Below are 20,424 nucleotides of genomic sequence, written 5' to 3'. Positions count from 1 at the left end.
TCACTGACAGAACGCCAGAAAGCTGAAAAACCAGCGAGGCGGGAACCACCTCGCGAAACAGAATGAATGCTGTTCTGTAAGTCTAGCTAAGGATTGCAGCTTTGGCGCGAATGGCGCGAATCATCGCTTCCAGTCCCTGGGAACGAGACGGGGTGAGGTGTTGGGTCAGGGCCATTTTTTCAAACCACGGGCGGACATCAAACGCGACAATATCCTGCGCCGACATCCGGTGATAAAGAATAAAGACGACCGCAATAAGCCCTTTTACAATGGCCGCATCGCTGTCGCCGTGCAGTTCGACAGTGCCGTCATCCGACTGCGCCATCACAATCCACACCTGGCTCTGACAGCCCTGAATACTGTTCTCCGGGGTATGCGCCTCTTCGCTGAGCGGCGGCAAGCGCTGTCCCAGCTCAATGATATAGAGATACTTCTCTTCCCAGTTTGCGCAACGCGAGAAGTTACGCAGTAATTTATCTTTGTCCGGCAGTTCTGCCATCTTTCGCCTCTCCGTTAGCCCAGCAGTTGATGAATGCGCTTAAGCCCCACCACCAGCCTGTCGACCTCTTCCGTTGTGTTGTACATCACCAGCGACGCGCGGCACATTGCTGGTACCTGGTAAAACGCCATCAGCGGCATTGCGCAGTGGTGCCCGGTACGGACCGCCACGCCGTAGTTATCGAGGAAACTGCCCACGTCATAGGCGTGATGTTTCCCGAGATTGAACGCAATCACCCCTTGCCGGTCGGCAGGCCCGTAGAGGGTCAGATCCGGCACGCTGGCAAGCTCCGCAAGCGCATAGTGCATCAGCAGTTGCTCGTACTCCTGAATGCTATCAAGGCCGATTGCGGACACGTAGGAAACCGCCGCCCCCAAACCGATAATCCCGCCGGTGTTGGGCGTGCCTGCCTCAAAACGCCACGGCGCGCGGGCATAGGTGGTGCCTTCCGTAAGGCTAACGGTGGCGATCATCGACCCGCCCCCTTCCCACGGCGGCATCGCCTGCAGGATCTCTTCTTTCACGTACAGCACACCAATCCCGGTCGGCCCATAGAGTTTATGGCCTGAAAAGACGTAGAAATCGCAGTCCAGCGCCTGGACGTCAATCGCGTGGTGCATCACCGCCTGAGCGCCGTCAATCAATACCTTCGCGCCCGCCTGGTGGGCTTTTTCGACAATCTCTGCCACCGGGTTTTCCGTCCCCAGCACGTTGGAGACCTGGGTGACCGCCACCAGTTGCGTTTTATCGTCCAGCAATGCGTCAAGCTGCTCAAGCTGCAGCGTCCCGTCGGTATTCAGCGGGATCACCCGCAGTTGTGCACCCACGCGCTCGCAGAGCATCTGCCACGGCACGATATTGGCGTGGTGCTCCATCTGGGTGATGACGATGTTATCCCCCGCGTGGACCTGCGCGTTGCCCCAGCTGTTGGCGACAAGGTTGATCCCTTCGGTGGTTCCGCGCACGAATACCAGCTCTTCAGGCGAACGTGCATTGAGGAAGGCGGCCAGTTGCGTACGCACGTTTTCCATACGCTGGGTCGCCTCGGCGCTCAGGGTATGAATACCGCGATGCACGGCGGCGTAGCCGTGGCGATAAAACTCGGCTTCTGCATCCACCACCTGATTCGGCTTCTGCGCGCTGGCCGCGCTGTCCAGATAGGCCAGAGGAAGACCGTTTACTTCACGGGTCAGAACCGGGAAATCTGCCCGTACTTTCTCGACGGGAAAACTCATGCTTCGCCTCCAGGCAGACGCTGGCCGATACGCGCCAGCACCTGCTGTTTTAACTGACCATCGTGCAGCGCTTCCGTCAGTTCGGCGGCAAACGCATAGATAATCATTTTCTGCGCCGCCTGCTCGTCGATGCCGCGGGAACGCAGGTAGAACATCTGCTCGTCGTCGATCCGTCCGACCGTCGCACCGTGGCTGCATTTCACGTCGTCGGCATAGATCTCCAGCTGCGGTTTGGTGTCCACCTCCGCCAGGCGCCCTAACAACAGATTGTTGTTGGTCATCTGCCCGTCGGTTTTAATGGCGTGCTGCGCCACGTTAATCAGTCCGTTAAACACCGCGCGGCCTCTGTCGCTGACGATGGTTTTATGCAGCTGACGGCTGTTGCAGTAGCCCTTGTTATGCTCCAGCCAGGTGCGCGTGTCGCACACTTCTGATTTAACCGGCATCGCCAGACTGTTGATGCGCAGTGTGGTGTTTTCACCGTTAAGCTGCGTGCTGGTATTGTGGCGCAGCACCGCTCCGCCGAGCAGGAAGCTATGGCTGTACGCCGCGGCATCCTGACCCAGCACAATATCGTTATGGGCAAAGTGGTGGCTCTGCGCATTCTCAAACGCCAGCTTGACGTGGTGAAGCTGCGCATTGGCGGCAACGTTCATCGTCAGACGCGACCCGGTAAAGTGTCGGATATCGTTGAGGCTGACGTAATGTTCGATGACCGTGGCCTCCGACCCCTCCGCCAGCTCAAGATGGTGGCGATAGTGCGCGGTATTGATTTCATCGCCGTCCAGCCCCTGGGTGATGTGCATCAGCAGCAGCGGTTTTGCCGAACGCTGGTTACGCTTCACGCGGATGTGCGTCACGCTGCGGGCCAGACTCTCGGTCAGGTGCAGGAAAACCTCAGGCTGAACCGGGGCGCTCAGGGACTGGCGATCGTCGTTTATTTCAATCTCAAATCCGCTCGCCGAAAGCGCGTCGCTCAGCTCAGGACGAAACGCGCCATCGACAAACACCAGGCGCACGGCATCCAGGGCCACTGCCAGCGCGTCACGCTGCGCAGGCGTGAGATCCGCCAGACGGGTCACAAACTCGGCGTTCAGCAGGCCATCAAGCGGGGTGTACTTCCAGTTCTCATGCTTACGCGTCGGCAGGCCGAGACGCAGCATCTGCTGCAGATGCTGCTGCGCCTGCTCAGAGCGCGTGCCGCCCTGGGCTTCAAACAGCCTGTGCCACTGCTGGAGTGCATTACTGCTGTTCGGTAAGCCAGCCATAACCCTGCTCCTCCAGTTGTTTAACCAGCGTGAAATCACCGGATTTCACAATACGCCCCTGGTAAAGCACGTGAACGTAATCCGGCTTGATGTAGTCCAGAATGCGCTGGTAGTGGGTGACGATAATGAACGAACGCTTGCCGTCGCGCAGGGAATTCACGCCGTCAGCGACAATCTTCAGGGCGTCGATATCCAGACCGGAGTCGGTCTCATCCAGAATGCACAGCTCGGGCTCCAGCACCGCCATCTGCAGAATATCGTTACGCTTTTTCTCGCCGCCGGAGAAGCCAACGTTCACCGAACGGGTCAGCAGATCTTCCGGCATTTTCAGCAGCTTGATCTTCTCTTCCATCAGATCCTGGAAGTCGAAGCGGTCCAGCGCCTCCAGGCCGCGATACTTGCGCACCGCATTCAGCGCCGTCTGCAGGAAGAACTGGTTGCTGACGCCCGGAATTTCGACCGGGTACTGGAAGGCCATAAAGATGCCCTCTCCCGCGCGGTCTTCCGGCGACATCTCCAGCAGGTTTTTTCCGTTAAACTCGACCGAGCCCTGGGTTACCTCATAATCTTCGCGCCCCGCCAGCGTCGCAGAAAGCGTACTTTTCCCGGAGCCGTTTGGCCCCATGATGGCGTGAACTTCACCCGGCTTGACGTCAAAATTGAGGCCACGCAGGATGGCTTTGTCTTCTACGCTAACCTGTAAATCTTTAATGCTTAACATGTGCTTTCCTTAACCGACGCTGTGTTCAAGACTAATGGCGAGGAGTTTCTGGGCTTCAACGGCAAATTCCAGCGGCAGTTCAGAGAACACATCCTTACAGAAGCCGTTAACGATCATCGAGATGGCGTCTTCTTCGCTGATCCCGCGCTGCAGGCAGTAGAAGAGCTGATCTTCCCCAATCCGCGACGTCGTCGCCTCGTGCTCAAGCTGGGCCGTGTTGTTACGGCACTCGACGTACGGGAAGGTATGTGCCCCGCAGTCTGCGCCAATCAGCATCGAGTCACACTGGGTAAAGTTTCGCGCATTGGTGGCCGTCGGCATGATTTTCACCAGTCCGCGATAGCTGTTCTGGCTATGCCCGGCGGAGATCCCTTTCGAGATGATGGTGGATTTGGTGTTTTTACCAATATGGATCATCTTGGTGCCGGTATCGGCCTGCTGATGGCCGCTGGTCAGCGCCACCGAGTAAAACTCGCCGATGGAGTTATCCCCGCGCAGGATGCAGCTCGGGTATTTCCAGGTGATGGCAGAGCCGGTTTCAGACTGGGTCCACGACATCTTACTATTTTCGCCTTCGCACAGCGCGCGCTTGGTGACGAAGTTCAGGATACCGCCGGTATTGCCGTCGCCCGGGAACCAGTTTTGCACCGTGGAATATTTTACCTCGGCATCTTTGTGGATGATGACCTCCACCACCGCCGCGTGCAGCTGGTAGCTGTCGCGGACCGGGGCGGAGCACCCTTCTATATAGCTGACGTAGCTACCTTCATCCGCCACCAGAATCGTGCGTTCGAACTGACCGGTTTTTTCGGCATTGATGCGGAAATAGGTGGAAAGCTCCATCGGACAGCGCACGCCTTTCGGCACATAGATAAAGGTACCGTCAGAGGCTACCGCCGCGTTGAGCGCCGCAAAGAAGTTGTCGTTAGAGGGCACCACGGTCCCAATGTACTTTTTCACCAGTTCCGGATGATCGTGAATCGCTTCGCCGAAGGAGCAGAAAATGATCCCCTGCTCTGCAAGCTTCTCGCGGTAGGTGGTCGCCACCGAGACGGAGTCGAAAATGGCGTCCACCGCCACCTCTTTGCCCTCACGCACGGGCACGCCCAGCTGGTTAAAGGCTTCTTCCACCTCTTTGCTGAGGAAGCTGTTCTCCGCACCGGTTTGCTGGACCGCGCCGGGCTGCGAGGCGCAGGTGTCGTCACAGCTGCCGCAGGACGGCGCAGAATAGTAGCTGTAATCCTGATAGTTCAGCTTGTCGTAGTGCGCTTTCAGCCAGTGCGGTTCCTCCATCTCCAGCCAGGCGCGGAAGGCGCTCAGGCGGAATTCCAGCATCCACTCGGGCTCGTTGCGTTTCGCCGAGATCGCCCGCACGACATCTTCGTTGATGCCTTTCGCCAGCTCATCGGTCTGCAGCTGGGTGAAGAACCCCTCTTTATAGTTGAGGTGCCCACCGCCCCAGGTATTTACTTCACTCGTTGCTTCAGTATTACGAGACATAGTACCGCCTATACCCCAAAGCTTTCGCCGCAGCCGCATTCGTTCTGGGCTTTCGGGTTATGAAATCTGAATAACTGGTTTAAGCCTTCGCGGACGTAGTCCACTTCGGTGCCGTCAATAAACGGCATGGCCTGCAGCGCGACGTACAGTTTCGCGCCGTCCGTCTCGAACACCAGGTCATCTTTCTCGGGTTCGGTGACGGTATCGAGTACGTAGCCAAAACCTGCGCAGCCGGTCTGTTTGACGCCCAAACGCACGCCGAGGATCTCGGGCTTTTTTGCCACCAGCTCGTGAATATGTGCCGCCGCCGCTGGCGTGAGCGTTAAACCGCGCCAGGCAAAATCGGCAGGATTAAAGGTTTCTGAATGCAGTTCCATAGGTCCACCTCATCTGATAAGCCATCAGGGCATAACACCATGTTAGTGATAACGATTATCACTTCAACCCTCTGTCAGCAGGGGCATTCGGCTAAACCGCCCTTTTTGCCTACTTTTATTAAGCATAGACCCTATGGCAGGATGCAGTCAGGATGGATTTATTTGTTCAATGCATTGATTAATAATGCATTTCGTCACGACATTTATGACGGAGAGGAGAAAAGTAAAATATGCATCGGAAATACCTATTTTTGAGATAGATTTTTTATCTCTCTATAAAATCAGGTGATTACCGTAAAATCAGTAAATTACTGATATTTGATATCAGACAATAACGGACAATATCGTACATTTTTTCGCCCCAAAACACGCCCCCGCACTGATTTTGCCCCCAAATTTGCCCCCAATTTCCATGTTTTTTGCCTTCCCTGGCATAGATTCCCGTTCATCAAAATTACGATTTTGCTGCCAAAACTGCCACCTGTACCGAAGCATATGATGCCGAGTGTTCGGTGATGTTTTGGCCGTTTGTGAGATAGACTACATAGATTAAAGTAGGGTCACCGACAGTTATCATGTAAGCCATCCCATCATTAAGAGAGACCGGACGCTCGAATTCGAACAAAAAACAGTCATCATAAATACGGCCAAGCCAGAACCCGCCGCCGCAATCATGGAGCCGCTGAAACATGACTCACCCGCCTTGCTCGTACTGCGGCAGTAGCTCGCCGCGGTAAACAACCTGGTAGTTAGAATCCTTCACGCCCATTATTCGCACCTCAAACACTGTATTTATACACAGCTCAATTTAATGTCAGAAGATCAAGTTTCAGGCATAAAAAACCCGCTTAGCGGGTGTGTGGATACGTCTTGTTCTGCTCACTGAGATAGTGATCGTGTGCGTAGTTGAACGCGGCGTTTTCAGTGTCGGAACGCAGGTCAGTCAGGTCCAGCCAGCGACCTTTTTCGTGACGTTGCGCCTGCCATTTGCCTTCGTACGGGAAAATGGCGTATGCGCCAACGTACTGGTTATCGTGACCTGCTCCCCGTTGATTAACACACCCCGATGTTAGTAATGTCTTCATAAGCCACATGAGGACATCCCCATGAAGAAGCGTTTTTCCGACGAACAAATCATTAGTATTCTTCGCGAAGCGGAAGCCGGGGTTTCTGCCCGTGAGCTCTGCCGTAAGCACGCCATTTCCGATGCCACTTTCTACACCTGGCGCAAGAAGTTTGGTGGCATGGAAGTTCCTGAGGTGAAGCGGCTTAAATCTCTTGAAGAGGAGAACGCCCGCCTCAAGAAGCTGCTTGCCGAAGCCATGCTGGATAAGGAGGCGCTTCAGGTGGCTCTGGGGCGAAAGTACTGACGACAGACCACAAGCGGGAAGCCGTTGAGTTTATGTGTGATGCGACCGGTCTGTCGCAACGTCGTGCCTGCAGGCTTACTGGTTTGTCTCTGTCGACCTGCCGCTACGAGGCTCAGCGTCCGGCGGCTGATGCGCATTTATCAGGGCGCATCACTGAACTGGCACTGGAGCGCAGGCGTTTTGGCTACCGCCGCATCTGGCAGCTGCTGCGTCGGGAGGGCCTTCACGTCAATCACAAGCGGGTATACCGTATTTACCACCTTAATGGACTGAGCGTAAAACGCAGACGACGCCGTAAAGGGCTGGCAACCGAACGGTTTCCGCTTCTGCGCCCGGATGCGCCGAACCTGACATGGTCGATGGATTTCGTTATGGACGCACTGGCCAACGGTCGGAGGATCAAGTGCCTGACCTGTGTGGATGATTTCACGAAGGAGTGTCTGACGATCACCGCTGCTTTCGGGATTTCAGGCGTTCAGGTCACGCGTATTCTGGACAGCATCGCGCTGTTTAGGGGCTATCCGGCGACAATAAGAACCGATCAGGGCCCGGAATTTACCTGGCGCGCGCTCGATCAATGGGCCTTTGAGCATGGTGTGGAACTACGGCTTATCCAGCCAGGTAAGCCAACGCAGAACGGATTTATTGAGAGTTTTAACGGACGCTTTCGCGATGAGTGTCTGAATGAACACTGGTTCAGCGATATTCTTCATGCCCGGAAAACGATTAATGACTGGCGGCAGGATTATAACGAGTGCCGTCCCCATTCATCGCTGGATTACCAGACACCAGCTGAATTCGCAACGGACTGGCGAAACAGGAAATATGAAGAAAAACCAACCGACATTACTAACTGAAGGTTGTATCTAATCCTGGGGGCATGTCCTGACATATCTTAACTCGCTAATAAATTCGCGGATAAATCATAGCAAAAAGCCCGCCGTGGCGGACTTTTTACATTCGAATTCTATTCTCTTATCATTCGATATGACAGTAAGGAAACGACATTACTTGCTTCGGTATGCATATCTTCAGGAGAAAGTGCATCACCAACTAACTCATAAAGAATATCAACTTCGATCTCCATCTCCTCAGCTATGCCCTTCATGTCATACCCAAGTTCTTCAATCAGAAACATCAAAGCTCGGCGAAACAATGCAGGTTGCTCATGAGGTATAAGATGATCTTCCTTTTCATCAATAGCCTCACCTTTACGCTTTAAGCCGACAAAAGCAGTTTTATATTGCTCATCTGTTAAAAGGCCCAATTGATGTGCCCTATAAACAATTGCTGCTTTACTCACCTTCCAGGTTAACTTGAACTCACTTAGCCCATTCCAATTAATTCTCCCGCCAACAGGTCTTGGAAAATACTTAGCCATTGCTGTCCTTGGGAGCAATAATGCAGATGCAAAGCGGTTGGCCTGTGATTCTGTCACGCGATCTCCTGTAGAGATTCCTTCGTGCAAAATCAGATGAGCAACCTCATGTGCAATATCAAACCGTTGTCGACATGGAGATTTTTTAGCCGTATTCCGTACAATAAATGGTCGTTTCAAAGGCACTGACAAAGCATCAACTTCATCACAAACCGAATCAAAAGATGTAACAAACGCCCCAAGCTTTTCAGCCAAGCGAGTCATATTCTCAATTGGCCCAAACCCTAATCCCCAATCGCTACGGCACTTCTCAGCAGCACGTTCAATATCTTCTTGTGTTTGAACGCGTAACTCCGGAAATCTCACAGGCGATAATTCTAAATTATCTTCAAATACAGCAATAAATCGACGATAAAATTCTGCCTTCGCAAGAGTTGAGAGCTTCGTCGACATCCTTGTTGAGGTGCGCTTACGGAAGTGGACAATTTCTTCATTAACGGGAGAATACTCCTGCCCTTCGAAAAAGGCAGGCTTTACCCGCAAAACCTCGGCTAATTTATTGATAAGCTCCGGAGATGGATAGGCTGAACCTGATTCTAGTCGTTGCACATACTGGCGTGTTTTTTCGACCTTTTCAGCCACTTGTTCCAGAGATAGCTCGTGATACAGACGAGCAAGCCTTAAATTAGAACCGTTAAACACATTTCACCTACTATTTATTATTTTGTTTCTTTTCCTTCTCAGCCTTAGATGCACTGATAGGTTCTAGCTCGATAGGTACCGGTGTAGGTGGTACATCATCAACAGAGTTCAGCAGAACAACACGCCCCGCCCCGTATGTCCAGGTTGATACAATCTCTCCGAACACGTTATAACCATTAAAGATTACTTTACCGCCTTCTCCTTCAAACTCAGGCTTCTCAACGATGAATCGATGCATCGTTGGAGTTGTGGCCTCAGTTTCGAAAAGCTGATCTACATCGTTTCTTTTAAAAAATCCACGTTTCTTAGGATTGTCAGCGTCATCAGTGAAAAAGCGGATTGGCACCTTCCCAATAGAGAAGGTAAGATCCATGCCAGGATTAAGAAGCCTCATCCAGTCATATTTTTTACGAACGCACATTTGCAAGAGTGACTGCCGCTGTCGGCCAAAAGTGGCTCCACCGCGCGTGTAGTTATCGTCAATGGATGACGATAAAAGCTCATGAGTGATATCTTGGATCTTGAGCAATTCTTCAGCGATGATAGTTAAACGCTCTTCTGTCAGCTCAGGGAAAAAATTCCAAGGATAGGGATGGGTTTGCATTAAAGCTCTCCGTATTACCGTGCAAAAACTAACTTTTGTCAACTAAGATGTTGGTGCATATTTTAACTTTTGTCAACCAATAAAAAACCCGCCGAAGCGGGTATGCAATATTCAAGATGAACCATCTCGAATCGGTGTTGGGTTAAATTCCTTCACAAGATCGACAACATCACCATCATCCTGTGGGTCTCCACTCGCAATCAGATAAAGCTTCCTCTCCCCATCCGACTCGATGGAATACTCCCTGACACGAAATCCATAGTAATGACCTGTACCAGGATTAGCGATCGTTACCTCCTGCCTGCCTTCTTCAATCCTTACTAACTTGCAGCGTCCAGTTCCTTCAACCAAGATACAATCATGCATACAATCCTCCAGTATCAGTCGGTACAGGTCCTACTTGAAAATATTAGAAGTCCCGTAGAGATGGGTTTCCTAATGTTGATAATCAATGTCGATTTTCCGCGTCATACCGGCATAGTTGGCACTTAAAATCGTCCTCTTGATAGCTCATCAACAGAGATTCATCGTCAACGAAGCCGTCACCTGTGCAAGTATCTTCACCATAAATACCAGAGCAACGGACACCGTAGATTAAAGGCTCTACGAAAGTTTTGAGATGGAATTTTTGCTTATCACTCAAAGCATCTTCGTTGCCATCATTTGCTATGAGGATCTTTATAACTGCAAATGTTGCATCACTATCATACTTAGTCGGTGCAACCAACTCCTCGACGTGTTCGCGACCGTCATGTTCTAAATAGCGTAAAACTTCAATATTCATCATCTTCCTCGGAGTATGTTACTTAGATAATGTTTAATCAGAATTATCTTAGTACGTCATTCCACTCTGTCACTTGATCTACGCCACCGAATACTGAATAACAGCCGCATTCATCTAAAAATATAAAACCCGCCGGAGCGGGTTCTTTTGCTAAGCAGCAAGGATGTGCTGGATAGCGAGAAACATTGGTATCGCACCAAACGCGTTTGGTGGTTCCTGCAACTCAACAAACCCTAAGCGCGCGTAAAAATTCACGGCCTTTGGATCTGCATCCAGGTAAACCCCCTTTATCGGGAGGGCCTGGTGAATGATCTTCACTTGCTCAAAAAATTCGGCAAGTAAGTCCTGCCCGTAGCCTTTATTTTGCTCTTTAGTAGCCACGCCTAACATGTTCAGACGCACTACCCCGACGTCGTTCGGCAATGAGCCGACGATAGTTCCGGCCAGGCGGCCTTTCTCTAATGAGAAGGCGCTGAAGCTGCAAAAACCTATCAGCTCGCCAGAGTCTTTATCGATAAGGGCCTTGGCAGCGCAATTGCCGTCTTTGACGCTCTTCTTTAGAGAATTACGTACAAATGAGTTAACAATTGCGTTCCCACAGTCAAAATGTTTTACGCCGGGGTAAGTGATATCAGACTGATAAGCACAAACCATTAATTCGTTTTCTACATCATTTAGTGGTGTTTCCATGGTTGACTTTCCTTCTTCGCATTAACGCTTTCAAAGCAAGCGTTGGCGCAGCAGGTTCGGATAGAAGTTGGTTAACCTGCTGCCAGCTCTGTTCTGAAAGCTGTCGGCGGCGCTGATTCTCCAGCACGCTTTCAGCTCGCTCTAGGGCTGCGTTAAGGATAAACGCACTTAAATCCAGTCCTGCGGCCGTTGCCGCTTCACGGAGTACATCTTTTAGATCGTTGCTTGTCTTCAACTCAACGCGAGCATTTTTTATACTCTTGGCGTCTGTTGGAAACGCTGTCAAATTAGTCATATATACCTCGCAGTTTTTATTAGTATTGCCTCCTTATAAAATTCAATTTCTTACTCTAACCCTTTGAAAATTCGAGACGATTGCGTTCTGATTTACCATTGTAAAAAACCTCATCAATTTAATTATTGATAGCGTATTTATCGCTATCTTTTATATTGAACCATCCCAAAAACTGACGGTTCATACTGCACACCTTAGGGGGAAACGATACGGCTGATAACCGTATGAGCAAATTTACGCCACCCCACAAGACATGTCAATACGTACGGCTGATAGCCGTATAAAAAAACCGCCGAAACGGGTTCACAGTTTTGGAAGGATTCAGCCAAGTAGCATGTTCTGCGCCCATTGTTGCCGACGCAGTGCGTCTTCGTTGCGGAGCTTTATCAGTTCCTGTCGTTCTGGGTTTGTAAGCGCTCCAGCATCCAGCGATGCCATCACGATACGCACGAGTCTCTCTCCTTCATCACGCGTGATTCCAACGCATCCCTTTCATTTGCCTCGTGGATTCGTGCGAGAATCGCTTCAACCTCTACTCTGGTAATAGCGCTCATGCCACACCGCCCTTGCGAAGTTGTTGAGCAACCGAAGCACAGATATTCGGCGCATCAGAGAAAGTTTCGTTTTCACCCCCACTTCGCGCTCAAAAATTAAAACCGAGTATTTTTCTAAAGGTTCGATCGCCTATAGCTGGCGCCGGGGAATGAAAAAACTGGCGTTCGTGAGCGTGATCCCTATCAGTCCCGCCAAACTTTTGCATGCTGGGCACTCTCCGCGGGCGCTAACCCGTCGTTTATTGCCAGCCAGATGGGACACGAAGATGCTCGGATGGTTTATGAAGTTTATTCAAAATGGGTCGGAGAAATGAACCAGGACCAGGTGGGAATGCTGAACAACAACATGCCGACGGCTACGCCCCCGACACGCCCCCAAGGCAAAGGGAAATTACGAAAAGTTGTTTAAAATTAGGCTGGTAAATGGCATTCGCATAAACAATGCCTATTTTTGAGATAGCTTTAGTGAGGAAAGGAACAAAAACAAAAAAAGGCCCTTAAGGCCTCTCAGGATCCGTGATGAAATGAGACAGCAAACCCCTGCTCACGCCAGTGATCTAGCTGTTCCTGCTGGCGAGGCGTTGGCAATTTCCCCGTCCAGACGAAGATTTTTTGCCCGGGGAAAAGCTCGGGACGCGGTGAGTCAATCGGTTCTGCCAGCACGTCTATGTGCCAGCCCTTCTGCGATAAGCGCGCAGCTTCCAGCCACAGAGGGGTGCGGTCATCGCATTCCCAGCCAATCAGCAGCGCGTCTTTACCGGCTTTTTTGCGGGACTCCGCCAGGCTTGCAATGGCGAATTCGATCAGTACGCCGTCAAACAGGCTCGCCATGTGACGCACGGTATTTTGATCCTGATTCATTCGCTGACGGACGGGAGAGATAATATTGTCAATCAGCGCGTCTATCGCGTGATCGCGGCGGAATTCACTGATTTTGGCTCGCAGCTTTGCCGGGCTGGCGTAACGCAGAACGGTCATCATCTCTTCCTGGAACGAGACCCAGTTCCCCTGCGTCAGCACTTCTTTGTTCTCCAGCAGGGCTTTGACTTTTCCGACCGAGACGCCGCTCTTCATCAGGCGCTTGATCTCTTCAATGCGCAGGATATCTTCATCGTCGAACTGACGATGCCCCCCTTCGCTGCGCTGCGGCTTCAACAATCCATAACGGCGCTGCCAGGCACGCAGCGTAACGGGGTTGATACCGCATCGTTCGGCCACTTCGCCGATACTGTAATAGGCCATTAACTCCCTCACGCTCAGAACTTCCATACCTAACTGCACCAACCTTATCAGATTGTACACACCATTTGTATAACTAAGACCGCATTTTGAACGGGTGAACGGGGTTCTTTCCCATCCACCGGTTAATACATTGTTGTATAAAATTTGCCATTCGTACAGTTAACTCTGCCGGATTGTGTACAGCTTTATCAGAAGTCGAACTTTTTCTCCGGCCATGCAATCGCGGGAATACCGCCGTATCGCGGGCTGGCAAAAAGATGCCCCTGGAACTGGGAAATTCCCGCGGACTCCAGCCACATCCACTCTTCCGCCTTCTCTACCCCTACCGCGCAGAACTGGATCTCAAGCGAGGAGCAGCATTTGATAATCGCCTGAATAATGGCCTGCCGGGGGCCACTTTTATGCACGTTCGCCACCAGATCGCGATTAATCTTAATTCTGTCCGGCTGGAACTGCGCCAGCAGCTGCAGCCCGGCAAAACCGGCGCCAAAGTGATCGATCGTCACGCTGATGCCCGCGCTTTTTAACTGCCTGACCGAATCCGTGAATTCATCAAAACGGGAAATGGCTTCGCTCTCGGTGAACTCCACCACAATTTGCTCCGGCACAAACCCATTTGCTTCGATCGCGGTGAGCAGGAAATCCACGGCGTTGGGAATGTTGACCAGCGTCATGGGCAGCAGGTTAAGGGACAACGTCTGGTCCTGGAGCCCCAGCGCGCTGGCCATAGAGAGCGCCACCTGTTTGCTTTGCAAATCAGAGGCATACACCTCGTCACGCGGGCGGTTGGCGAAATAGACCCCCGGCGGGTCGCCGTCAGGGGTGCGGAGAAGCGCCTCCCAGGAGACGACCTGCTGCATAAACGGATCGACTATCGGCTGGAACGCAAAGCTGCAATCCGCCCCCTTCGCGACCACCTCAGGCTGCCCGGACAAGGACGTTTCTTCGCGAACGAACTCCCAGGAATCCGCCGGCGGCAGTTCAAAATAGTTCGCTTTTTCCGTGGCCTCAACAAAGGTGCGGAAAAACTGCAGCGGGCGGTCGTTATACGTCAGCTGGTAGCGCGTCGTCCCCCTGTTGAGCACATGCTGCAGCACTTCGTCCCTGTCGAAGTGGCGCAAATCAAAGAGCTCCATGCCCACGTTGCCAAAGCGTCGGACAGGTCCGTGATCGCGCATCAACTCCACCACGTTATGGTGGCGCGGGTCGTTGCAGATCTGCTCATAGATAGCAGAAACGTGTTCCACCGGTCCTTCAAGCAGTTGAAAAAAATGTGTGCCGTTAAACAGCAGGATCCCCGTGACATTGGATTGCCGGTTTTTACTATTTGCAGCAGCGACCATTGCTTCCAGCGCCTTCACTGGAACGTCCTCGCAGATGTGACTGCGGTAAATGATGGTTGTGAGCATGCTCTTCCTGGGGGTTAGGGTTTTGACCACAAAAAAGGTGGGTAAAGATTATTTATAGCACATTAATTGCCTGACAAATAATTTACATCTCAACCATTTACGGCAGTTAATGAAACATTTTTCTGTGCTGTACAACTTACCCGTACCAGACCTTTTTGTACAATATATCCCGTAACGTTACTGGTTCCTGTTACGCAAGCAACCACATGAAAATAAAGTAATTTATAAAATATATCATAAAAATATTAAAATTCTGTACATTTTATATGTACAGATTTAGGAATTGTGTATACCTTAATTGTAACGTTAGTGATTACAAAATTTTACAGGAGCGAAACATGCAGCAGAAAGGTTACGCCACAGATTCCGCAGCAGCGATCGCACAGTACTTCGAAAAAGCCGCACTTCCTACCCAGCAGGAGACGCTGGGCCAGGTGGTTGTCGAAATTCTCAGCGACGGGCGGAACCTCAATCGCAAATCGCTCTGTACCAAACTGCTCAGCCGCCTCGAAAGGGCCGATGGTCCGGAAGAGGAAGAGCATTACCACATGCTGCTTGGCCTGCTCTTCGAACGGTAACGTGATGAATAGCAGTGACGCAGACCGACTGATCGACACGCTTATCGGTGAAGCCGTTCTTTCTCTTCTGAAAGAGCGGGGGCCAGTGACAACTGAAGGTTTGCTGCAGCGTCTGCGGGTAATGAAAGAACATGAAAAGGATCCCCGGCGGCGGGAGACACTTGCGGCGGTGATTGCCGAGATCGGCTCAAACAGCATCGCCTTTACACGTCGCAGAACCGCGCAAGGACGAACGAACAGAGAGGGACCTCTCAACGATAACAGAGACAATGTAGTGCCGTTATTTGGAAGTGGAAAACCGTCCGACCCCAAAAAAATACATTGACTGCAATTTAACAGCTACGGTGAGAACAAATGAGACAAAATATTCAGCTTCAACCCGAATACCATTCGGCTTTTTTAGACAGTGCGCTGTCGGAATATTTCCGTCACGCAGGCGATCGTTTTGCTGAAGAGTCCGCTGTTTTTTCTACTGCAGTACGCTGTGTTCTGGCCTCCGAAGGCCATCTGTCTAATAAAGCGATCATCCTCTGGCTCATTCAGACGCTGGAAGCCACCCACGATGTGGTTCAGGCGGATGTAATTCGTAAGACTCTGGAAATCGTGGTGGGTTACACGATGGACGATCTGTAAGCTCCTGCGCTCAACGCCCCCTAACGTGTCATCGTCAAAACTGACGAACAGTCTGACGATGACACGCGCCTTTCCCGCGTAACACCCTGTAAAACCAGCAAAGACAACCTGGCACGATTCCTGCTTACCTCTGCTTACGGGACTGGGTTTTCCAGTCAACTTTGCTTCATTTCTTAACAGGTCTGTTATTGATGAAAAAGATCGCCAGCGTCTGCCCCTACTGCGGTGCAGGCTGTAAATTAAACCTTGTCGTTGAAAATAACCGTATCATCCGTGCCGAAGCGGCAGAGGGCGTCACAAACCAGGGCACCCTGTGTCTGAAAGGCTTTTACGGCTGGGACTTCCTCAACGATACCCGTCTGCTCACCCCGCGCCTGACTCAGCCGATGATCCGCTACCACAAAGGCGAGGCATTCACCCCTGTCAGCTGGGAAGAGGCTATCCGCTACACCGCCCACAGGCTCAGCAGCATTAAAGCGCAGCACGGGCCGCGGTCGATCATGACCACTGGTTCCTCCCGCGGAACCGGCAATGAAACAAATTATGTGATGCAAAAATTTGCCCGCGCGGTGCTTAACACCAACAACGTGGACTGCTGCGCGCGCGTCTGTCATGGCCCTTCCGTGGCCGGTTTACAGGAAACGCTCGGCAACGGCGCAATGAGCAACTCAATCAACGATATTGAAAACTCAAAATGCCTGCTGGTGTTTGGCTATAACTGCGCGGACTCCCACCCTATCGTCGCCCGCCGCGTACTGAAAGCGCGTGAAAACGGCGCAAAAATTATCGTCTGCGATCCGCGGCGCATTGAAACGGCGCGTATTGCCGACCAGCATCTGCAGCTGAAAAACGGCAGCAACATGGCGTTGGTGAACGCCTTTGGCTACGTGCTGCTGGAAGAGGAACTCTACGACAAAAGCTATGTGGCGCGCTTTACGGAGGGGCTTGAGGCCTATCGCCAGACGGTGAAAGACTATGCGCCGGAGAAGGTCGAGCATCTTACCGGCATTCCCGCCCGCGACGTTCGTCAGGCGATGCGCACCTTCGCGGCGGCCCCTTCCGCCACCGTGATGTGGGGGATGGGCGTGACCCAGTTTGGTCAGGCCGTGGATGTGGTCAAAGGGCTTTCCAGCCTGGCGCTGCTGACCGGTAACCTGGGCCGACCCGCCGTCGGCGTCGGGCCCGTGCGCGGTCAGAATAACGTCCAGGGCGCCTGCGATATGGGCGTATTGCCGAATATGTTCCCCGGCTATCAGGATGTGACCGATCCGGCGGTCAGGCAGAAGTTCGCTGATGCCTGGGGGATTGACGTCAATAACATGGACGATCGGGTCGGGACGCGCATTACCGAGGTGCCTCATCTGGCGCTGGAAGGCAAGGTCAAGGCCTACTACATCATGGGGGAAGATCCGCTTCAGACCGAAGCCGATCTCGGCCTCGTTCGCAGCGGTTTTGAGGCGCTCGACTTTGTCGTGGTTCAGGACATCTTTATGACCAAAACGGCAGAAGTGGCGGACGTTCTGCTCCCTGCCACCTCCTGGGGTGAACACGGCGGCGTCTTTACCTGTGCCGATCGCGGTTTCCAGCGTTTTGGCAAAGCCATTGAGGCCAGCGGCAACGTGAAGCGCGACTGGGAAATCATCAGCCTGCTCGCCACCGAGATGGGCTACCCGATGCATTATGATTCCAACCAGCAGATCTGGGATGAAATGCGCGAGCTGTGCCCTCTCTTCTACGGCGTGACGTATGAAAAAATGGGCGAGATGGGCCACGTGCAGTGGCCGTGCCCGACGCTGGATCATCCGGGAACGCCGTACCTGTATAAAGACAATCAGTTCGACACCCCAACCGGTAAAGGGCAGCTCTTTGCCGCGCCGTGGCGCGCGCCGGCGGAAACCCCGGATGCGGATTTCCCACTGGTGCTGTGCACGGTACGTGAAGTGGGACACTACTCCTGCCGCTCGATGACCGGGAACTGCGCCGCGCTGCAAAGCCTGGCCGATGAGCCGGGCCGGGTGCAAATGCACCCTGCCGATGCGGAAAAACTGGGCATTACTGACGGACAGCTGGTCTGGGTGCGTTCGCGTCGCGGCAAAGTGATTACCCGCGCCAGCATCAGCGAGCGTATCAATGCCGGGGCCGTCTATATGACCTATCAGTGGTGGATTGGCGCCTGTAACGAGCTGACCCAGGATAATCTCGATCCCATCTCCAAAACGCCGGAAACGAAGTACTGCGCGGTGCAGCTGGAGGCGATTGAGGACCAGCGCTGGGCAGAGGACTATGCCGCGTCGGCGTATCAGTCCATGAAGTCGCGACTGATTAGCGCGGTGAATGTCTGAAGAAAATGTCGGGTGGCCTAACCGCCACCCGGTAACAACACGACGACAGTCCCACCGTCTCTTCCCCTCATCCGTCGTACCCGATCAGATGGTCACGCAATTTATTCGGGTAGGCATTTTTTTCGACCATCCTGTGAATGAGCGCCATAAGCTCAAAATCACTGCGCAGATCGAATTTTTGCATCAGCAAATACTTATGCGTGAATACCGTTTTATCACTCGTCCTGAGCACATCCGCAATCTGCCCTACCGATAACCCTCGGTAAAAATTCACCGTAACGCGAATCTGCTGCGGCGAGAGTATCTTATGCTGGCACTCGAAGCAGCCTTTATGCTGCCAGCGATATCCCGGCAGTTGCGTACGATACCAGGCAATAAAAAGCATCTCGCTAACCTGACCAAGCGGGGCGCGGCGGGAGATGAATATCATATTCTGAAAACAGGATGAAAATGCGGAAAAACGCCGTTCATCGTCTACCAGACCAATCACAATCCCTTTTTTTCGCGCTTTCAATTCGGGAATACAGGTCAGCGTTTCCCCAGGGCATAAAGCGAGAATAATAATATCGGCGGCACTGACGCTGTCATAAGTAAGCTCAGTATCAAAATGAATTTGATGCCTGAAATTATGCAGAAAAAAATCTACAAGAAAATATTGTAGGCCATTTTTAAAAAAAGAATCCGGTTCTTTAATCAGAATATTCAACATAACAATTACCGACATCTGCATATCAATAAGGACAACTAACGCGCGTGTCGATCAGTTGTATTGCATCGTCATGACCACAACGGCACTGATGCTCCCCGGCGTCGCACCGCCGGTCATAGATTTGACTGATGCCTGCATGGCCATCGTCGCGGTTCTGTCTGCTGTAATGCTCTGCGTAATGCTTGTCCCCGTGCCTTTTAACGCACCGGTTGCAGCCTCGCTCATCGCAATCGCGACGTTCGTGGCCGAACCGCTGTTCATGTAATAATCCGCTCCCGCGACGGGATCGGGGTTACCGGTAAAGGAGACCGTAACGCTGCGCGTGCCCGCCGGACACTGGGTAAACAGCAGGCTAAAAGGCACGGGATCGGATGTCGACCCCGGCGTGGCCATATTGGACGCCTGAATATTGCCGAGATTAATATCCAGAGTGTTATTCCCACCGTTAAAGATACAGGGGGAGGCAACAATATTTCCGGTCACGCTGACGTTTACACTGTCCGCCGCAAATAAATGACAGCTGATTAATGTGGCGCCGAGCGCTGCCGTGCGCAGAATATTCATCGTTTTATCCATCACTGATACGTCAAATTTAAGGTTGCAGACGCATTGGCAGTACCGGGTTCAACTGTCGTTTGCGTCTGGTAATAACGCGCTGTTAATGGAAACGCCTGCTGCCCGCCCGTGGCGACGTTTAACGGTAGACGCGTATTCAACGTGATGGGGGTACCGTTGTAGAGCAACTGAACGCCAACCCCTTTCGCCGTGCCGGTATTACCCTGCCCCGTCAGCGCGAGCACGCTCGTTGTTGCTACGTCCGGGTTCTGAATACCGCTGAGTGACACATTGACGTTAGCCCCCGCATCGCAGTTAAGCCCGAGATTCTGCGTATTTTGGGCGCCCGCCGGTGTGGTGCCTACCGTTGAGCCAAAAACTGCGGCAGAAATATCACCTATCGGAAATGTCAGTTGCGGTGTTGTAATGCTGCAGGCCAGCACGTTGATGGTTCCGTCCAGCAGCGTCGTCGTCAGGCCATCACGATAAACGCCGTCACTGCCCTGCAGCATCACCACGCCCAGCACGCCCGGCGTCAGTGAACCCGACACGACCGGTCCGGTAACAATGAGCTCTATTTTACCGCCCCACCATTCGACATAACTTGCCTGCGCAGTATAAGAAAAGGTATTGGTCGGGTTTTCAAAATAATTACCCGATGAAAAGCGCACACCAATACCGTTTACATTGGTGTTATAAACATGATTACCGTAAGTACCTGGTGTCGCATTAAGGTAGCGCATGCTAAAACCCAGCATTAACGGGTTGGTACATCCCGTTAAATAGGAACCGGTTAGTGTCGCATTTCGCGAAAATAATACGGTACCCACGGCGACATCGCGTTGGACCGTAATTGTGCCAATGGACAAGGTTGATTCCTGCGGCGTAATCGTCGTGCAGGTTCCTGCATGAGCACTGTTCCAGCCTGCTGCGACACACAGCAGGAATATGATGTTAATCAAGCGCATGTTAAAAAACC

General features: G+C 52.3%; 24 protein-coding genes. 5 read left to right on the top strand and 19 right to left on the bottom strand.

Translation table 11 applies throughout. The annotated features are described in order from the left end of the window. Nucleotides 1–82 precede the first annotated feature (82 nt). The 8 genes from sufE to V1566_RS12845 form a co-directional block, all read right to left on the bottom strand. Complete coding sequence (gene sufE / locus V1566_RS12880) at nt 83–499, bottom strand: cysteine desulfuration protein SufE (protein ID WP_048991554.1); 417 nt, start codon at nt 497–499, stop codon at nt 83–85. A gap of 14 nt (nt 500–513) precedes the next feature. Continuing rightward, nucleotides 514–1,734: a cysteine desulfurase SufS gene (sufS, locus tag V1566_RS12875; RefSeq protein WP_395303536.1), complete on the bottom strand. Its 1,221-nt coding sequence runs from the start codon at nt 1,732–1,734 to the stop codon at nt 514–516. Next, entirely contained in the window at nt 1,731–3,002 is a 1,272-nt protein-coding gene (sufD, locus tag V1566_RS12870) for a Fe-S cluster assembly protein SufD (RefSeq protein WP_395303535.1), read from the bottom strand. Before sufD ends, sufS begins: the two co-directional genes overlap by 4 nt. Next, nucleotides 2,977–3,723, bottom strand: coding sequence for a Fe-S cluster assembly ATPase SufC (sufC, locus tag V1566_RS12865; protein ID WP_395303534.1), 747 nt, complete (start codon nt 3,721–3,723; stop codon nt 2,977–2,979). Before sufC ends, sufD begins: the two co-directional genes overlap by 26 nt. A gap of 9 nt (nt 3,724–3,732) precedes the next feature. Next, nucleotides 3,733–5,223: a Fe-S cluster assembly protein SufB gene (gene sufB / locus V1566_RS12860; protein WP_023335409.1), complete on the bottom strand. Its 1,491-nt coding sequence runs from the start codon at nt 5,221–5,223 to the stop codon at nt 3,733–3,735. 8 nt (nt 5,224–5,231) lie between these two features. After that, entirely contained in the window at nt 5,232–5,600 is a 369-nt protein-coding gene (sufA, locus tag V1566_RS12855) for a Fe-S cluster assembly scaffold SufA (RefSeq protein ID WP_395303533.1), read from the bottom strand. A gap of 454 nt (nt 5,601–6,054) precedes the next feature. Next, the gene (locus V1566_RS12850; protein WP_395303532.1) at nt 6,055–6,291 is read right to left on the bottom strand and encodes a hypothetical protein; all 237 of its coding nucleotides are present in this window, start codon (nt 6,289–6,291) and stop codon (nt 6,055–6,057) included. 157 nt (nt 6,292–6,448) lie between these two features. Then, nucleotides 6,449–6,685, bottom strand: a complete 237-nt coding sequence (locus tag V1566_RS12845; protein WP_395303531.1) for a hypothetical protein — start codon at nt 6,683–6,685, stop codon at nt 6,449–6,451. 21 nt (nt 6,686–6,706) lie between these two features. Here V1566_RS12845 and V1566_RS12840 point away from each other — a divergent pair. Beyond that, a protein-coding gene (locus tag V1566_RS12840) for an IS3 family transposase (RefSeq protein WP_395303530.1) occupies nt 6,707–7,827 on the top strand; the annotation gives its coding sequence in 2 pieces (ribosomal slippage) (nt 6,707–6,965 and nt 6,965–7,827; 1,122 coding nt in all). A gap of 110 nt (nt 7,828–7,937) precedes the next feature. On the opposite strand, the gene V1566_RS12835 is transcribed toward V1566_RS12840, so the two are convergent. From V1566_RS12835 to V1566_RS12800, 8 genes are all read right to left on the bottom strand, one after another. Beyond that, complete coding sequence (locus tag V1566_RS12835) at nt 7,938–9,050, bottom strand: helix-turn-helix domain-containing protein (RefSeq protein WP_395303529.1); 1,113 nt, start codon at nt 9,048–9,050, stop codon at nt 7,938–7,940. A 10-nt stretch (nt 9,051–9,060) separates the two neighbouring features. Beyond that, nucleotides 9,061–9,654 carry a hypothetical protein gene (locus tag V1566_RS12830; RefSeq protein ID WP_395303528.1) on the bottom strand — a complete coding sequence of 198 codons (594 nt, stop codon included), beginning with the start codon at nt 9,652–9,654 and terminating at the stop codon, nt 9,061–9,063. Between the two features lie 111 nt (nt 9,655–9,765). Next, entirely contained in the window at nt 9,766–10,020 is a 255-nt protein-coding gene (locus tag V1566_RS12825) for a hypothetical protein (RefSeq protein ID WP_395303527.1), read from the bottom strand. Between the two features lie 82 nt (nt 10,021–10,102). Then, the gene (locus V1566_RS12820; protein ID WP_395303526.1) at nt 10,103–10,438 is read right to left on the bottom strand and encodes a hypothetical protein; all 336 of its coding nucleotides are present in this window, start codon (nt 10,436–10,438) and stop codon (nt 10,103–10,105) included. Nucleotides 10,439–10,588: 150 nt separating this feature from the next. After that, nucleotides 10,589–11,128, bottom strand: coding sequence for a GNAT family N-acetyltransferase (locus V1566_RS12815; RefSeq protein WP_395303525.1), 540 nt, complete (start codon nt 11,126–11,128; stop codon nt 10,589–10,591). Next, entirely contained in the window at nt 11,109–11,423 is a 315-nt protein-coding gene (locus tag V1566_RS12810) for a DUF1778 domain-containing protein (RefSeq protein ID WP_395303524.1), read from the bottom strand. The genes V1566_RS12815 and V1566_RS12810 overlap by 20 nt, the downstream gene beginning before the upstream one ends. Nucleotides 11,424–12,484: 1,061 nt before the next feature. Beyond that, entirely contained in the window at nt 12,485–13,219 is a 735-nt protein-coding gene (locus V1566_RS12805) for a MerR family transcriptional regulator (protein WP_395303523.1), read from the bottom strand. A 188-nt stretch (nt 13,220–13,407) separates the two neighbouring features. Beyond that, the gene (locus V1566_RS12800; RefSeq protein ID WP_395303522.1) at nt 13,408–14,628 is read right to left on the bottom strand and encodes a diguanylate phosphodiesterase; all 1,221 of its coding nucleotides are present in this window, start codon (nt 14,626–14,628) and stop codon (nt 13,408–13,410) included. Between the two features lie 338 nt (nt 14,629–14,966). Here V1566_RS12800 and ycgZ point away from each other — a divergent pair, with 338 nt between their 5' ends. From ycgZ to fdhF, 4 genes are all read left to right on the top strand, one after another. After that, on the top strand, nt 14,967–15,206 hold the full coding sequence (gene ycgZ / locus V1566_RS12795; protein WP_029739771.1) for a regulatory protein YcgZ: 240 nt from the start codon (nt 14,967–14,969) through the stop codon (nt 15,204–15,206). Nucleotides 15,207–15,210: 4 nt separating this feature from the next. Continuing rightward, the gene (locus V1566_RS12790; protein ID WP_395303521.1) at nt 15,211–15,531 is read left to right on the top strand and encodes a hypothetical protein; all 321 of its coding nucleotides are present in this window, start codon (nt 15,211–15,213) and stop codon (nt 15,529–15,531) included. A 29-nt stretch (nt 15,532–15,560) separates the two neighbouring features. Beyond that, a complete protein-coding gene (locus V1566_RS12785) occupies nt 15,561–15,839 on the top strand; it encodes a biofilm/acid-resistance regulator YmgB/AriR (protein WP_023311323.1) in 279 nt (92 codons plus the stop codon). Nucleotides 15,840–16,030: 191 nt separating this feature from the next. Next, nucleotides 16,031–18,181, top strand: coding sequence for a formate dehydrogenase subunit alpha (gene fdhF, locus V1566_RS12780; RefSeq protein ID WP_395303520.1), 2,151 nt, complete (start codon nt 16,031–16,033; stop codon nt 18,179–18,181). Nucleotides 18,182–18,248: 67 nt separating this feature from the next. Here fdhF and V1566_RS12775 read toward each other — a convergent pair whose 3' ends face one another. The 3 genes from V1566_RS12775 to V1566_RS12765 are packed head-to-tail and all read right to left on the bottom strand — an operon-like array spanning nt 18,249 to nt 20,413. Further along, nucleotides 18,249–18,890 carry a helix-turn-helix transcriptional regulator gene (locus V1566_RS12775; RefSeq protein WP_395303519.1) on the bottom strand — a complete coding sequence of 214 codons (642 nt, stop codon included), beginning with the start codon at nt 18,888–18,890 and terminating at the stop codon, nt 18,249–18,251. A gap of 51 nt (nt 18,891–18,941) precedes the next feature. Then, entirely contained in the window at nt 18,942–19,454 is a 513-nt protein-coding gene (locus V1566_RS12770; RefSeq protein ID WP_395303518.1) for a fimbrial protein, read from the bottom strand. Nucleotides 19,455–19,465: 11 nt separating this feature from the next. Further along, on the bottom strand, nt 19,466–20,413 hold the full coding sequence (locus V1566_RS12765) for a fimbrial protein (RefSeq protein ID WP_395303517.1): 948 nt from the start codon (nt 20,411–20,413) through the stop codon (nt 19,466–19,468). Nucleotides 20,414–20,424 lie beyond the last annotated feature (11 nt).

Origin of the sequence: Enterobacter sp. ECC-019, from assembly GCF_043974075.1 — a bacterium.
Classification (GTDB): Bacteria; Pseudomonadota; Gammaproteobacteria; order Enterobacterales; family Enterobacteriaceae; genus Enterobacter; species Enterobacter asburiae_D.
This window is presented reverse-complemented; position numbering and strand designations above follow the sequence as displayed.

What these genes read in the sequence shown, in the direction of transcription:
- V1566_RS12775 (WP_395303519.1), bottom strand. Translation starts at nt 18,890, where the DNA reads ATGTTGAATATTCTGATTAAAGAACCGGATTCTTTTTTTAAAAATGGC.
- ycgZ (WP_029739771.1), top strand. Translation starts at nt 14,967, where the DNA reads ATGCAGCAGAAAGGTTACGCCACAGATTCCGCAGCAGCGATCGCACAG.
- V1566_RS12785 (WP_023311323.1), top strand. Translation starts at nt 15,561, where the DNA reads ATGAGACAAAATATTCAGCTTCAACCCGAATACCATTCGGCTTTTTTA.
- V1566_RS12815 (WP_395303525.1), bottom strand. Translation starts at nt 11,128, where the DNA reads ATGGAAACACCACTAAATGATGTAGAAAACGAATTAATGGTTTGTGCT.
- V1566_RS12820 (WP_395303526.1), bottom strand. Translation starts at nt 10,438, where the DNA reads ATGAATATTGAAGTTTTACGCTATTTAGAACATGACGGTCGCGAACAC.
- sufE (WP_048991554.1), bottom strand. Translation starts at nt 499, where the DNA reads ATGGCAGAACTGCCGGACAAAGATAAATTACTGCGTAACTTCTCGCGT.
- sufA (WP_395303533.1), bottom strand. Translation starts at nt 5,600, where the DNA reads ATGGAACTGCATTCAGAAACCTTTAATCCTGCCGATTTTGCCTGGCGC.
- V1566_RS12805 (WP_395303523.1), bottom strand. Translation starts at nt 13,219, where the DNA reads ATGGCCTATTACAGTATCGGCGAAGTGGCCGAACGATGCGGTATCAAC.
- V1566_RS12800 (WP_395303522.1), bottom strand. Translation starts at nt 14,628, where the DNA reads ATGCTCACAACCATCATTTACCGCAGTCACATCTGCGAGGACGTTCCA.
- sufD (WP_395303535.1), bottom strand. Translation starts at nt 3,002, where the DNA reads ATGGCTGGCTTACCGAACAGCAGTAATGCACTCCAGCAGTGGCACAGG.
- V1566_RS12825 (WP_395303527.1), bottom strand. Translation starts at nt 10,020, where the DNA reads ATGCATGATTGTATCTTGGTTGAAGGAACTGGACGCTGCAAGTTAGTA.
- V1566_RS12850 (WP_395303532.1), bottom strand. Translation starts at nt 6,291, where the DNA reads ATGTTTCAGCGGCTCCATGATTGCGGCGGCGGGTTCTGGCTTGGCCGT.
- V1566_RS12830 (WP_395303528.1), bottom strand. Translation starts at nt 9,654, where the DNA reads ATGCAAACCCATCCCTATCCTTGGAATTTTTTCCCTGAGCTGACAGAA.
- V1566_RS12810 (WP_395303524.1), bottom strand. Translation starts at nt 11,423, where the DNA reads ATGACTAATTTGACAGCGTTTCCAACAGACGCCAAGAGTATAAAAAAT.
- V1566_RS12845 (WP_395303531.1), bottom strand. Translation starts at nt 6,685, where the DNA reads ATGAAGACATTACTAACATCGGGGTGTGTTAATCAACGGGGAGCAGGT.
- sufS (WP_395303536.1), bottom strand. Translation starts at nt 1,734, where the DNA reads ATGAGTTTTCCCGTCGAGAAAGTACGGGCAGATTTCCCGGTTCTGACC.
- sufB (WP_023335409.1), bottom strand. Translation starts at nt 5,223, where the DNA reads ATGTCTCGTAATACTGAAGCAACGAGTGAAGTAAATACCTGGGGCGGT.
- V1566_RS12790 (WP_395303521.1), top strand. Translation starts at nt 15,211, where the DNA reads ATGAATAGCAGTGACGCAGACCGACTGATCGACACGCTTATCGGTGAA.
- fdhF (WP_395303520.1), top strand. Translation starts at nt 16,031, where the DNA reads ATGAAAAAGATCGCCAGCGTCTGCCCCTACTGCGGTGCAGGCTGTAAA.
- V1566_RS12770 (WP_395303518.1), bottom strand. Translation starts at nt 19,454, where the DNA reads ATGAATATTCTGCGCACGGCAGCGCTCGGCGCCACATTAATCAGCTGT.
- V1566_RS12765 (WP_395303517.1), bottom strand. Translation starts at nt 20,413, where the DNA reads ATGCGCTTGATTAACATCATATTCCTGCTGTGTGTCGCAGCAGGCTGG.
- sufC (WP_395303534.1), bottom strand. Translation starts at nt 3,723, where the DNA reads ATGTTAAGCATTAAAGATTTACAGGTTAGCGTAGAAGACAAAGCCATC.